The sequence below is a fragment of the Kitasatospora sp. NPDC058063 genome (assembly GCF_042885395.1).
In the GTDB taxonomy this organism is placed as follows: Bacteria; Actinomycetota; Actinomycetes; order Streptomycetales; family Streptomycetaceae; genus Kitasatospora; species Kitasatospora lactacystinica.
In genome coordinates, this window is record NZ_JBHVSD010000012.1 from 264,070 (window position 1) to 276,508 (window position 12,439).

Genomic DNA, 12,439 nt, shown 5'->3' on the forward strand with positions numbered 1-12,439 from the left:
TTCCGATGGCCAGGAGCTTGCCGGGGTCCGCCTTCAACGCGGTTTCAGCACGGTTTCGGTCGTCCGGGGGCAGCGGTCCAAGGACGGATCGAGCAGTGGAATTGAACGCGTTCAGAAGAGTGGGCTAGGCTGGTTCCGAGGAACCGAGGCACGAGGGGGAGCTCATGAAGGTCGTCATTCCCGGCGGATCGGGTGCGCTCGGGGCGCTGCTCGACCGGAGCCTGACCGCCGCCGGACACGAGGTCGTCGTCCTGAGCCGCAGGCCCGCCGGGCCCCGGCAGGTCGGCTGGGACGGGCGGACCCTCGGCGCCTGGGCGGCGGAGATCGACGGCGCCGACGTCGTGCTCAACCTCGCCGGGAGCAGCATCAACTGCCGCTACACGGAGGCGAACCGGCAGGAGATGATGGACTCCCGGGTGCGGTCGACCCGGGTCGTCGGCGAGGCCGTCGCGGCCGCCCGCCGCCCGCCCGCGTCCTGGCTCCAGATGAGCACCGCCACCGTCTACGCCCACCGCCACGACGCCCCCAACGACGAGCGGGACGGCCTGATCGGCGGCAGCGAGCCCGACGCCCCGCCCGCCTGGCGGCACAGCATCGACGTCGCCCGGGCCTGGGAGCGCACCCAGGCCGAGGCCGACACCCCGCACACCCGCCGGGTCGCGCTGCGCACCGCCGCCGTCCTCGGCCCCGAACGCGGCGGCTCCCTCGACGCGCTCTCCTGGCTGGCCCGGCTCGGCGCCGGCGGCCCCGTCGCGGGCGGCGCCCAGTACGTCTCCTGGATCCACGAACGGGACTTCGCCCGCGCCGTCGAGTTCCTGATTCTCCGAGAGGACCTCACCGGCCCGGTCAACCTCGCCGCCCCGAACCCGCTGCCCCAGCGCGAGTTCATGCGCGAGCTGCGGGCCGCCTGGGGCATGCCGCTGGCCCTGCCCGCCACCCGCTGGATGGCCGAGCTGGGCGCCTTCGCGCTGCGCTCCGACACCGAGCTGCTGCTGAAGAGCCGGCGCGTCGTCCCGACCCGTCTGCTCGACGCCGGCTTCGCCTTCGACCACCCGAGCTGGCCGGAGGCCGCCCGTAACCTCGTCCGGCGGCTGCGCGGCAGGTAGCCCGCCGTCGAAGCGCGGCGCCGAGGCTTCGTCACGGGGCCGTCACAGCTCTCCGCCGACGCTTGCCCGGGCCCGGCGGCTCCCGGGAGCGTGGAGCCACACACCGGGGACACCAGGGGGCGGGATGCGGACAGTACGGCTGGCGTTCATGCGGAAGTGGGGAGGCAACATCGGGATCGGCATCGCGCTGGCCGTGGTGGCGATGTTCGCGCTGGTCGGATCCGGTGCCACCGGCCCGGGTGAGGCCACCCTGATCGGGGTGCTGATCGCCGTCGCGGTGGCCGTCGCGGTGCCGCACACCTGCTGGCTGCGGGAGGACGAGGACGGCCTCACCCTGGTCCAGCTGCTGGTTCCGCGCCGCTACGCCTGGTCGGAGATCCGCGGCCTGGCCATGGAGTTCGGGGAGGAGGTCGAGACCAGCGGCCACTACGTCACCCTCCGGCTGCGCCTCGCGGACCCGCCGGGCCGGTTCTGGGGCCCGCAGCTCGGCCGGATCGACGTCACCGGGGACGACCTGCCGCGCGGCACCGAACCGCGCGCCCTCGCCGAGCTGTTCGCCGTGTTCGGCCGGCGCGGACTTCCCGTCGAACGGCCGGAGTTCGCGAACGAGGTACTCCACGTCCGCGGGCTGCCGCCGCTGCCGTCCCGGCCGGTGCGCAGCGTGCCGGCCGGGACGGTGCCCACGGCGGACCAGGCCTACGCGGACGCCCCGGGCGTCGAGGAGGAGGAGAAGGACCTGGCCGCCCGCCGGAGCACCGCCAAGAGCCCGCCCCGCAAGCGGCGCGAGTACCTGCTGCGCACCGCCGCCCGGGCCGACCGGTTGGCACTGGCGGAGGGTGACCAGGACATGGGGCAGGTGGTGGGGGCGCGGATCGCGGCCGGGAACCTGACCGAGCACGACGGCGTCACCGCCGACGGCGACGACGCGCGCGCATACGTCCGCCAGCAGTACCTGGACTGGCGCCGGACCTCCGCCGACCGGGGCAGCGGCCGTCGAGGGGGACGCTGATCCGGGGAATCCGGCCGTCCTCCACCGGCCCGCGGCCGGCCCCGGCGTAGGGGCCTGCGCGTGCTGCGCCCTGTCATGTGCCGTAGGAATGTTCGGCGCGGCGTCTACTGCGGGTCGGCGTTTGTCGCCCAGCTCCCCCGAGGCCGCCCCGGCGCGCTCCGGCCACCTCGTACGCTGGCGGCCGCCGATGCGAACGCGTCGTGCGCACAAGGGGAGGAAATCGTGAAATCGCTCATGGGAAGGGCCCGTTGGCTGGGCGCGGCGGCCACGGCGGGGCTGCTGCTGGCGCTCGTGCCCGCGGCCGCCACCGCGGCGCAGCCGGTGACCGTCGGGGCCGCGGGGAGCGCCGGGACCGCCGGGACGACCGTGACCGCCCGCACCGTCACCGTGGGGTGGTCGGCCCCGGTCGCCACCGTCACCCCCGACGGCGCCAAGGCCTATGTCGGGGTCGTCGACAACGACAGCGGCCGCACGACGGTCCTCAAGGCCGTCGACACCGCGACCGGCGCGATCACCACCCGACTCACCCTCTCCACGACCCCGTGGACCTACGTCGGCTCGCTGGCCGTCAGCCCGGACGGCACCCGGCTGTACGTGGCCGTCGGAACCTCACGCCTGGTCACCGTCGACACCGCCGACGACACCGTCGTCGCCGACGTCCCGATCCCGGACCAGCCGCGCCCCGACGGGTACGTGCCCGGCACGATCGGCTCCCTCGTGGTCGCCCCCGACGGCACCGGCGTCTACCTCGCCCAGCGCGGGCCGGAGCAGCGCTACGGCGCCCGGCCGGGCCGCGTCCTCGCCTACTCCACGGCCGACCGGGCCTTCACCGCCTCGCTCGACCTCGCCGACTTCGGTGTCGGCTCGATCGTCCTGCGCCCCAACGGCCAGGACGCCTACGTCACCACCGCGGCCGGCCTGGTCCACCTGGCCGCCACCCCCACCTCGCTCACCACCGTCCGAACCTTCACCGCGGGCCACGGGGCCGGCGGCAGCGCGGTCCTCAGCCCCGACGGCAGCACGCTGTACGGCATCGGCGGCTCCGATTCCGACTACATCGTCGACACCGCGACGGACACGGTCACCTCGGGCTTCCACTTCGCGCCTGGGCACGGCTCCCTGCGGGCCCCCGTGATCAGCCCGGACGGGCGCCGCCTGTACGTGGTCAGCCAGAACTCCGGCATCATGGGCCCGGGCACGCCGTTCCCGACCGGCCCGTACTACTCCAGCGTGATCCTCTCCTACGACACCGAGGCCGGCGCCCTCGTCCCCGCCGAGGCCGTCCACCCGCCGAGCGTGGGACGGACCGCCACCCTGAGCCTCGGCCCCGACGGTCACACCCTCTACCTCGCCGGCGACATCTCCCCGACCGTCACGGTGCGCGCCGGCCTCGACATCATCACCCGCTGACACCGTCGCGGCCCCGACGGCCGTCGGGGCCGGGTCAGACGGCACGGGACGGGTGCCGGCGGGCCGGGAAGCGGTGGTGCCCGACGAGCCGGCGAAGCGTACGGCGACCGGGCGGGTGCCCGTTCCCGCCCGGCCGCCTACGCCCCGAGCAGGTGGTCCAGCACCCGGCCGAAGACCAGACGCCCCGTCCGGGCGAGGACGGGATCGAGCAGTCGCGGCACGCCGGCGACCGTCAGCTCCTCCGTCCAGACCACCGCACTGCCGCCGCCCACCGCCCGGACCCGCAGCTCGGCCCAGCCCTGCACCGGCCGGCCGCGTTTGACCAGCAGGCACCGCCCGTCCCGCCCGGGGCCGGGGGCGACCAGCCCGGTGAGCTCCATCGGGTCGTCGAAGCGCAGCGGTCCCAGGGCCGTCCGGGCCAGGACGAGGTCGCCCGCCGCCCGGCCGGTGCCGCGCACCACGGAGACCCGGGTGAACGGCACCCGCTCCCCGTGCCGGGGCCAGGCCGTCAGCCGCTCCCAGCAGTCGGCGGGCGGCAGCGGCGTACGGCGGATCAGGACGAAGCGGGCCACGGTCGCCACCCTAGCCGCGGCCGGCCCCGGGCCGCAGCGCGGCGGCTCCAGCGACGACGCAGCAGCTCCAGCAACGCCGCGGCGGCTCTAGCGACGTCGCGGCAGCTCGCCCAGCAGGCCCGCCACCGCGGCCAGGTCGCCGCCCTCGTCGAGCAGCACCACCAGCGGCGGGTGGTGCGCCGGCGCGCCCAGCCGGGCGATCTCGCAGGCGGTGACCCCGAGCCCCGGTGGCGCGACCAGGGCGATCGGCGCGCGGGACTCCAGCAGCGGCCCGAGTACCGGACGGTACGCGGCCGCGGGCGGGTCGCCCCCGGCGGGGCGCAGCACGCCGAGGGCCTGCGGGCCCGGCCAGCCGCGGGCGGCGCCGGGGTAGCGGGTCTGCGGGGCGCCGGTCGGGGGCAGCAGCAGGACCCAGCCCGCGCCCGGGCGGGCGGCCCGGCGCAGCATGTCCAGCCGAACCGCCGGGGCGGCCGGATCCCCGCCCGGGGAGCCGGTGTCCGCGGGCTCGCCGAGCCGGGGCGCCGGCCGGCCGGCCAGGGTGGTCCGCAGGACCTCGGTGGTGCCCAGCCCGCTCGGCAGGTCCGGGAAGGAGCGCAGCAGGTGGGTGCTCTGGTCGAGCAGCTCGGCGGCGTCCCGGTCGGCGAGCAGGGCGCGGTCGTGGGTGGTGGTGAGGACCAGCCCGCCGGTGGCGTCGTAGTGGGCGGCGAGCGTGATCGGGTACGAGGTGAGGGTGCCGGCCGGGACGGGGCTCTCCACGTGGATGCCGTGCGCGGCCAGGTCGGTCTCCAGTCGCAGGTGGTGCGCCGTGGCGGGCCGGTGCTCCAGCACGACCAGGGAGTTCGGCCGCTGCCCGCGCGCGCCGGGTGTCCAGCGGTGGGCCTGGCCGGGCGCGACCCACTCGTAGGCCGCGAGGTCGAGCACCCCGTCGCGCAGCGCCGCGAGCAGTTGCGGCACGGTGGTGCCCGGCTGTACCCGGACGGAGATCGGCAGCGGGTTGCGCAGGGCGCCGGGCAGCCGGTCGATGCCGTCCAGCGGGATGCCCCGGCCGGAGACCGTCACCGCGAAGCCGACCCGCACCGCCCGGCCCGGGCGGCGGGGCCGGTCGCTCTGCTCGGCGCGGTACAGCAGCAGCGCCCAGGCCGCCTGGAGCGCGCTGCTCTCGCCCGCGCCCCAGGCGGCCGCCCAGCCGCGCAGCCGGACCGCCTCGTACGGGGTGAGGCGGCGCCGGGCCCGGCCGCTGCCGCGCCGGTGCGGATCGGGGGCGAGCGGCAGGACGGGGGTGGCGGGCGGCCGGGTGGACCAGAACTGCCGCGCGGCGTCGGTGCTGCGGCCGGCCAGCCAGCGGGCGTGGTCGCGCAGGTCGGGGCGGCGCTCGCCGCCGGGCAGGACGCCGCCGGTCAGGTAGGCGCGGTAGAAGGACTGGAGCAGCAGCCGCACGCTCCAGCCGTCCAGCATGGCGTGGTGGTAGGTGAGCAGCACCCGGGTGGCGGGGCCGTCCTCGGTGTGCGGCGGGTCGTCGACGAGGGTGGCGCGCAGCAGGGCGGGGCGGCGCAGGTCGAAGCCGCGCCGTCGGTCGGCGGCGAGCAGGTCCTTCCAGTCGGTGGCGTCGTGCCGGTGCCGGGTCACCTCGGGGGCGGCGTGTTCGTGCAGCACCATCCAGGGGTCGTCGGTGCCGTCCTCGTCCCAGTCGAAGGCCGCGCGCAGCACCGTCTCGTGGTCGAAGACGGACTGCCAGGCCGCGGTGAAGCGCTCGGTGTCCAGTGGCCCGTGCCAGTGCCAGGACAGCTGCTCGACGTGCCGCCCGGCGGGCTCGGCCGCGCCGATCACCTGGCGCAGCAGCTCCCGCTGGAGCGCGCTGGTCGGCACGGTGACCGGCTCCGGCGGGTGCGCCAGCGCCTCGCGCAGTTCCTCGAGCACCCCGGCGGCGCGTGCGGGCGGGCCGGACGCGATGCCGACGAACAGCCGCCGGCCGCCGCCCGGGGCGCAGCCGTGTCCGCCGTCCTCGACCAGCACCGCCCGCAGCCGGGGACCGGCGGCCAGGCTGCGCCCGAGGTCGGCGAGCACCCGGTCGAGCGCCTCCGGGCCGTCCGCCGTCCGCTGCCACAGCAGTTCCGTCTCGGGCCCGGCGGAGTTCTCGGCGGCGACGGTCCGCAGCGCGGCGCGCAGGGCCTGCGCCGGGTACGTGCGGTGCAGTTCGACCAGGACGAACTCAGGTGCCCGGTCGCGCCGTTGGGCGGCCGGCCGGGGCCGGTCGGCGGTGCCGGCCAGCGCGGCGCGCACCGCCCCCGCGTCCAGCGGCCGGGGCGGACGGCCGGCGGGCAGGCAGGGCGCTGCGGCGCCGGTCACCCGCAAGGTGACGGGTGCGCTGGAGAACTGACGGTTCGTCATGGCTGATCAGCGGGCACCGGAGCCCTCATCCTTCCCGTGGGCCGGCCAGGATCGCGCCGGGGGTTACTGGGTGGCGAGCCCGCCGCAGACGTTCAGCGCCTGGGCGGTGATGCTGGCCGCGGTGGGGCTGGTGAGGTAGCCGGCCAGCGAGGCGACCTCCTCGGGCGTGGTGTAGCGGCCGAGCGGGATGTGCGTCGTGAAGTGCTGGTGGATGGTCTCGGGGGTGGTGTTGTAGGCGGTCGCGTACTCGTGGTGGATCCTGGCGGTGTGCGGGGTCTGGACGTACCCCGGGCAGATGGCGTTGACGGTGGTGCCGGTCGGTGCCAGCTCCTTGGCCAGCGCCCGGGTGAAGCCGATGACGGCGTGCTTGCTCGCGGTGTACGGGGCGCCCAGGGTGACGGCCTGCTTCCCGGCGGTGGACGCGATGTTGATGATCCGCGGGTGCGTGGTGGTGGTGATGTGGCCGTGCCGGAGGGTCTCCCGGGTGACCAGGAAGACGGCGTTCAGGTTGGTGTCGATGACGTCGTACCAGAGGTCGTCGGTGGTGGTGGCGGTCGGGCCGCCGCCGGTGCGGCCGGCGTTGTTGACCAGGACGGTGATCGGGCCGTGCTCGGCCACCGCGTGCCGGATCAGTTCGCCGACCTGGGTGGGGCTGCGGACGTCGCAGGTGAGGCCGTGGGCCTGGTGGCCCTCGTCGCGCAGGGTGGCGAGGGCCTGGTCGATGTCCTTGGCGGTGCGGGCGCAGATGAAGACACGGTGGCCGCGGCTGCCGAGTTCGCGGGCGATGGCGAGGCCGATGCCGCGGGTGCCGCCGGTGATCAGGGCGAGGGGTTTCTCGGGTGCGGTGGTCATGACGCGTCCTGTGGGTGAGGGCTGGGAGAGGTCTGCGGGGACGGCCGTCCGGACGGGGCTCAGGCCGAGTACAGGTTGTAGGTGGTCGGGTGCGCCGTGGTGGGCGTGTTGAGGGCGGGGTCCAGGGTGAGGATCGCGTGCTGGAGGTGTTGCAGGTGCGGGGAGGGCTGGATGCCGAGTTCGCTGGTCAGCCGGTGCCGCAGGTGGTGGTAGGCGGTCAGGGCGCTGGTCTGCCGGCCGGCCCGGTAGAGCGCGACCATGGCCTGGGCGTGCAGGCCCTCGTGGTGCGGGTGCTGGTGGGTGAGGTGGGTGAGCTCGGGGATCAGCTCGTTGTGCCGGCCGAGCCGCAGGTCGGTGTCGATGCGGCGCTCCAGGGTGATCAGCCGGCTCTCCTCCAGCCGCATGATCTCGATGGTGAGGATCGGGCCGGGCCGGACGTCGACCAGGGCGGGTCCGTGCCAGAGGGCGAGGGCCTGGCGGAAGTGCGTGGCGGCCTGGTGGTCCTGGCCGTGGTTGAAGGCGTGCTGGCCCTGGGAGGTCAGCAGGTTGTAGGTGTGGACGTCCAGGTTGTCCGGGTGGGTGGTGAGCTGGTAGCCGCCGTGCCGGGTGGTGAGGATGTCCTTGGCGGTGGTGTGCGGGGTCGGCCCGAGGGCCTGGGTGATCCGGCGGCGCAGTTGCAGGATGTACGTCTGCATGGTGGTGAGCGCCTGTCTCGGAGGGTCGTCGCCCCAGATCTCCTCGATCAGGGTGGCCGTCGGCAGGATCCGGTTCGGGTAGAGCGCCAGGAGGGCGAGGATCTGGCGTTGCTTGGCGGCGGTGGGGACGACGGAGATGCCGTTGAGGTCGGCGGTGAGGGGGCCGAGGACCCTGAGGTGCATGGCGGTTCTCCTCTCGTGCGGGGGGTCGGGGACTCGTGGAGCCGGGGACTCGTTGCCGCGGGGACCGGTGGATGCGGGGACCCGGTGGAGGGAGCGGTGCGCCGCGGGGACGGCAACCTCGTTCGTGCGGAAGGGCGTTCGAGTCAGCGGGATGGTGGGGTGGACGCGTCGCACCCTAGTTGCGCCCGGCGGCGGTGGCCGGATTCCTCAAGTGCCCGTCGAGCGGGGTTCCGGGCGCTCTGGTGGCGGCTTCCGGCGGACGGCAGCGGCGGGGCGGCCCCCGGGAGTGGGAGCCGCCCCGCCGTGAGTGGAACCGGGGGCTACTTCCTGCGCAGGTCGCCCGAGAAGCCGCCGACCAGCAGGTGCAGGCTGCCGTCCGGATTGCGGGTGTACACCTGGTCGTACGGGACGGCGGCGCAGCCGCTGAGCGTGCTCATCGGGGCGGTGCGCAGCACCACCCGGTCCGCGGTGGCCTGGACCAGGTTGGCGGTCGCGTCGCAGTAGCGGGTGCCCGCTCCCTCGTTGTTGTGGATCTGCGCGACCGGGTCGTTGGTCCGGCCCTGGGCGATGGTGATCGAGAAGTCCGGCTTGACGAAGGTCTGTTGGCTGCCCAGGTCGCCCTGCCAGGAGCCGAGGAAGGCGGCCGGGATCTCGCCGCCCGGCGTCGGGGCGGCGGAGGTGGGGGCTGGCGGGGTGCTGCCGGAGCCGGAGCCGGTGCCGTCGGTGTCGTTGCCGCGCACGGCCAGGGCCACCGCGGTGCCGGCCGCCGCGACGGCCAGGACGGCGGCGACCAGCAGCACGCCGGGGTTGGGCCGGCCGCGGGTCGGCTGCGGCGGTGGCGCGTACGGGGGCCGGTACGGCGGGGGCCGCGTCGGGGAGTACGGCGTCGGCGTGCCCGGGGGCGTGGGCGGTCCGGGGGCCGGCGTCCCCGGGGTCGGCCCGGCCCCGGCGTGCCACGGCTCCGCCGGGCCGAACTGCCCGGTGGGAGCGCCGGGCCGGGCCGGAGAGTCACTGTCCAGGTCCAGCAGTTCGACCGCGAGCGCGGCCAGTGCGGCGGCGATCGCGGGCGGCAGCCAGTCCCGTCGCTCCAGCCGCTCGCCCGCCGTGGGGTCGGCGGCCGTCAGCCGCTCGCGCAGCTGGGCGGGAGAGGGCCGGCGGGCCGGGTCCTTGGCCAGGCACGCTGTCAGCAGGGCGTGCAACTCCCGGTCGGCCACGTCGAGTTCCGGCTCCTCGTGGAGGACCCGGTAGAGCAGGACGGGCGCGCTCACCCCCGAGCCGAAGGGCGCGGTGCCGGTGGCGGCGTGGGCGAGTACGGCGCCGAGCGAGAAGACGTCCGAGGCGGGCCCGGCGCTGCGCCCCTCGGCCTGCTCGGGGGAGAGGTAGCCCGGGGAGCCGACCACGAAGCCGGACCGGGTGAGCGCGGTCGCCGCGTCCAGTGCCCGGGTGATCCCGAAGTCGATCAGGCGCGGGCCGTCCAGCGCCAGCAGCACGTTCGACGGCTTGACGTCCCGGTGCACCAGCCCCTGGGCGTGCACGGCCTGCAGCGCCTCGGCGAGCCCCGCCCCGAGCGAGCGGACGGCGGCGACGGGCAGCGGGCCGAACTCCCGCACGGCGGCGGCCAGCGAGGGCCCGGCGACGTACCCGGTGGCCACCCAGGGCTGGGCGCCCTCGGTGTCCGCGTCCAGGACCGGGGCCGTCCAGCGGCCGCCGACCCGCCGGGCGGCGGCCACCTCGTTGCGGAACCGCACCCGGAACTCCCGGTCCGCCGCGAACTGTTCGTGCACCAGCTTGACCGCCACCGTGCGGCCGCCGGCCGTCCGGCCCAGGTAGACCCGGCCCATTCCGCCCGCACCGAGTCTCCGCAGCAGGCGGTACTCGCCCACCTGCCGCGGATCGCCGTCCCCCAGTGCCTCCACGCCGACTCTCCCCTCGCCGCGCCCGTCCGTACTCCAGGCCAGACGGTACCGCCGGGACGGGCGGTTCCGGTTCGGGCCGATGGCCGCGGAACGAGTGCGGCGAGCCGTTGCGGGCAGCGGGAACGGGGCGGACGCGGCGAGCGGGTGGAAGCGCGGGTGCGGGTGCGGGTGCGGGGCGGGGTGGCCGGGGCCGGCTCAGCTCCGGACGGCTCCACTGGGTGCCTTGCCGGAGGACTCCGCCGGGGTGCGGTCCGCGGCGGCCCCGCCGTGGCCGTCCGTGCTGTGCCCGTCAGTGCCCTGCTCGTTCAGGGCCTGCCCGTTCGCGCCCTGCCCGTTCGGCTCGTGTCCGTGGGGGGCGTCGTGCCCGTTCCGGGAGGCGAGCGAGGCCGGCCCCGGCAGGTGCGCCTGGTGGTCCGGCGGGTAGAACTGCCGGGCCCAGTGCCGCATCGCGCCGATCGGCCCGTCGCCCTGGGCGAGCCGGGGCGGGGAGACGTACCGCTTGGTGGACCAGATCGGGAAGTCCGCCGAGGTGAACTCCAGGTTGCGCCGGAACATCGGGCCCGCCAGCAGCCTGGTCACCATCCGGCTGACCGTCCGGGCGACGGCCGGCGGCAGCCCGGACGGCTCCGCCATCAGGAAGCGGCTCGCCTGCCGCAGCTGCATCCGGCCGGGGGCGACCTGGGTGGCCATGACCAGTGAGCAGATCTCCAGGCCGAGCGAGGGCGTGTGGACGTCGGTGTGCAGGGCGGTGAGGCCGTACCCGTCCACCTCGACGTGGACCTCGCGCATCCCGAGCAGCGGGAAGGTCTCCCGGACCAGCATCGAGATGTGGAAGCCGGTGCCGTCGAACTCCACCGGTGCCGCCAGCTCGCCCTCGGGCCAGCCGTGCAGGGTGACGAAGTGGCCGAGGTCGAAGGAGTTCTCCATGACGTCCTGGGCGTAGCCGGGCATCTCGAAGGAGGCGTACCGCAGCGGCTGCCGTCCGTCGCCGAGCCGGTGCCAGGCGGGGATCTCCCAGTCCGGCTCCCGGCCGTCGTGGTGGCGCCAGACGAAGACCGCCTCGTTCACCTCGCGCACCGGCAGCTGCGTCAGCGCGGCCTTGGGCGTCTGGGTGCCGTACCCGGTGCGTACGCAGTGGCCGTCGGCGTCGAAGGCGAAGCGGTGGAACGGGCAGACCAGGTCGTTGCCCTCGACCGTGGCCAGGCCGAGGTGGGCGCCCAGGTGCGGGCAGTAGGGGCGGATCGCGCGGAGGCGGCCGTTGCGCAGCCGGTACAGCACGACGTCCTCGCCCGCGAGCTGGCGGGTGAGGACGGTGCCGGGCTTGAGCTCGGCGGAGAAGGCGAGTGCGGACCAGCCGTCGGGATAGGGCAGCGCCGGTGGCAGGGCGACGTCGGCCGCGGTCGGGCGGTTGCTGACGGGGTGGACGTGCTTGGACACGCGCATGAAGTCTCCTGTCGGTCTGTCCGGCGCCGCCCCTCCCAGGCGATTAGCGCTCGAACAGAATGGAATTCAGATGCTATCCACGGAACGGGAGCCCGTGCACGGACAATGCCCTTAAGCAGCAACAAGTCTGATGATTCATCAGGTGATGGCGTTCAAGGATTCGATAGGTTCCGGGGACCCGCCCGGCTCGGGGGGCGGGCGTGTTCGAGCACCTCGGCGGGGCTCCGGCGGCGAGCGAGGGCCGAGCGGGGGCCGGGCAGCGGCCGAGCGGGTCGAACGGGAAGGCGGACGGCGCCCGGACCGGAGCCGGGCCGTCGGCAGCGGGCGGCATCCCTTCGGGCCCGTACCTCGGGACGATCGGTGCCGGCGACGGATTCCGCGGTCCCGGGCTCGGGGTTCTCCTTTCCGGTCACTCCGCGAATTCCCCGCCGGCCCGATTCCGGCCGCCGTGCGCGGTGCTTCCCGCCGCGCGGTCGAAGAAGGGTCGAGAGGCGCTGGAAAGAGCTTTCAGGCGGGGGTGCGGTGTGTTGTGGTGGGTGCCGGGGAGCCCGGGCCGAGGCTGGTTCGACGACCGCGGGCGGGCAGAGCACCGCTGGTCGGTGGCGCATCGGTGGCGTAGACGCTCGCGCATGGAGCTGAGAGCGGCGGCTATGGATCGTCCGGGCAGGGGGGATTTGAATGGTGCCACGACGACGAACCGATCGGGCGCAACCGGCGCCCTCGAAGATCGGTCTCCGGTGTTTCCTCCGAGTCTTGGAATGAGGGTGTTCGTGATGGCTGGTGCGGTGGATCTCGCGGTCGAGTCCGGTGTGGTGCTGGTGGTCGGTGGGACGGGGAAGACGGGTCGTCGGGTGGCGGACCGGTT

General features: G+C 75.3%; 9 protein-coding genes. 3 read left to right on the plus strand and 6 right to left on the minus strand.

Annotated features, from left to right (window positions below; genetic code table 11):
* Nucleotides 1-164 precede the first annotated feature (164 nt).
* The 3 genes from ACFVUY_RS22830 (at nt 165) to ACFVUY_RS22840 (ending at nt 3,525) form a co-directional block, all read left to right on the plus strand.
* Nucleotides 165-1,106, plus strand: a complete 942-nt coding sequence (locus ACFVUY_RS22830) for a TIGR01777 family oxidoreductase (RefSeq protein WP_387690329.1) — start codon at nt 165-167, stop codon at nt 1,104-1,106.
* 148 nt (nt 1,107-1,254) lie between these two features.
* On the plus strand, nt 1,255-2,115 hold the full coding sequence (locus tag ACFVUY_RS22835; RefSeq protein WP_387732560.1) for a hypothetical protein: 861 nt from the start codon (nt 1,255-1,257) through the stop codon (nt 2,113-2,115).
* A gap of 234 nt (nt 2,116-2,349) precedes the next feature.
* Nucleotides 2,350-3,525: a hypothetical protein gene (locus ACFVUY_RS22840; RefSeq protein ID WP_387732563.1), complete on the plus strand. Its 1,176-nt coding sequence runs from the start codon at nt 2,350-2,352 to the stop codon at nt 3,523-3,525.
* A 137-nt stretch (nt 3,526-3,662) separates the two neighbouring features.
* On the opposite strand, the gene ACFVUY_RS22845 is transcribed toward ACFVUY_RS22840, so the two are convergent.
* The 6 genes from ACFVUY_RS22845 to ACFVUY_RS22870 form a co-directional block, all read right to left on the minus strand.
* Complete coding sequence (locus tag ACFVUY_RS22845) at nt 3,663-4,097, minus strand: SRPBCC family protein (protein ID WP_387732566.1); 435 nt, start codon at nt 4,095-4,097, stop codon at nt 3,663-3,665.
* Between the two features lie 87 nt (nt 4,098-4,184).
* Nucleotides 4,185-6,485, minus strand: coding sequence for a condensation domain-containing protein (locus ACFVUY_RS22850; protein WP_387732568.1), 2,301 nt, complete (start codon nt 6,483-6,485; stop codon nt 4,185-4,187).
* 63 nt (nt 6,486-6,548) lie between these two features.
* On the minus strand, nt 6,549-7,337 hold the full coding sequence (locus tag ACFVUY_RS22855; RefSeq protein ID WP_387690339.1) for an SDR family NAD(P)-dependent oxidoreductase: 789 nt from the start codon (nt 7,335-7,337) through the stop codon (nt 6,549-6,551).
* Between the two features lie 59 nt (nt 7,338-7,396).
* Nucleotides 7,397-8,215, minus strand: a complete 819-nt coding sequence (locus ACFVUY_RS22860) for a BTAD domain-containing putative transcriptional regulator (RefSeq protein WP_387732571.1) — start codon at nt 8,213-8,215, stop codon at nt 7,397-7,399.
* A 320-nt stretch (nt 8,216-8,535) separates the two neighbouring features.
* Nucleotides 8,536-10,131, minus strand: a complete 1,596-nt coding sequence (locus ACFVUY_RS22865) for a serine/threonine-protein kinase (protein ID WP_387732573.1) — start codon at nt 10,129-10,131, stop codon at nt 8,536-8,538.
* Nucleotides 10,132-10,326: 195 nt separating this feature from the next.
* The gene (locus ACFVUY_RS22870) at nt 10,327-11,574 is read right to left on the minus strand and encodes a Rieske 2Fe-2S domain-containing protein (protein ID WP_387732575.1); all 1,248 of its coding nucleotides are present in this window, start codon (nt 11,572-11,574) and stop codon (nt 10,327-10,329) included.
* Nucleotides 11,575-12,439: the final 865 nt, after the last annotated feature.

Excerpts from the sequence above, each read along its gene's own strand:
- ACFVUY_RS22855 (WP_387690339.1), bottom strand. The coding sequence starts at position 7,337 with ATGACCACCGCACCCGAGAAACCCCTCGCCCTGATCACCGGCGGCACC.
- ACFVUY_RS22850 (WP_387732568.1), bottom strand. The coding sequence starts at position 6,485 with ATGACGAACCGTCAGTTCTCCAGCGCACCCGTCACCTTGCGGGTGACC.
- ACFVUY_RS22835 (WP_387732560.1), top strand. The coding sequence starts at position 1,255 with ATGCGGAAGTGGGGAGGCAACATCGGGATCGGCATCGCGCTGGCCGTG.
- ACFVUY_RS22840 (WP_387732563.1), top strand. The coding sequence starts at position 2,350 with ATGGGAAGGGCCCGTTGGCTGGGCGCGGCGGCCACGGCGGGGCTGCTG.
- ACFVUY_RS22830 (WP_387690329.1), top strand. The coding sequence starts at position 165 with ATGAAGGTCGTCATTCCCGGCGGATCGGGTGCGCTCGGGGCGCTGCTC.
- ACFVUY_RS22870 (WP_387732575.1), bottom strand. The coding sequence starts at position 11,574 with ATGCGCGTGTCCAAGCACGTCCACCCCGTCAGCAACCGCCCGACCGCG.
- ACFVUY_RS22860 (WP_387732571.1), bottom strand. The coding sequence starts at position 8,215 with ATGCACCTCAGGGTCCTCGGCCCCCTCACCGCCGACCTCAACGGCATC.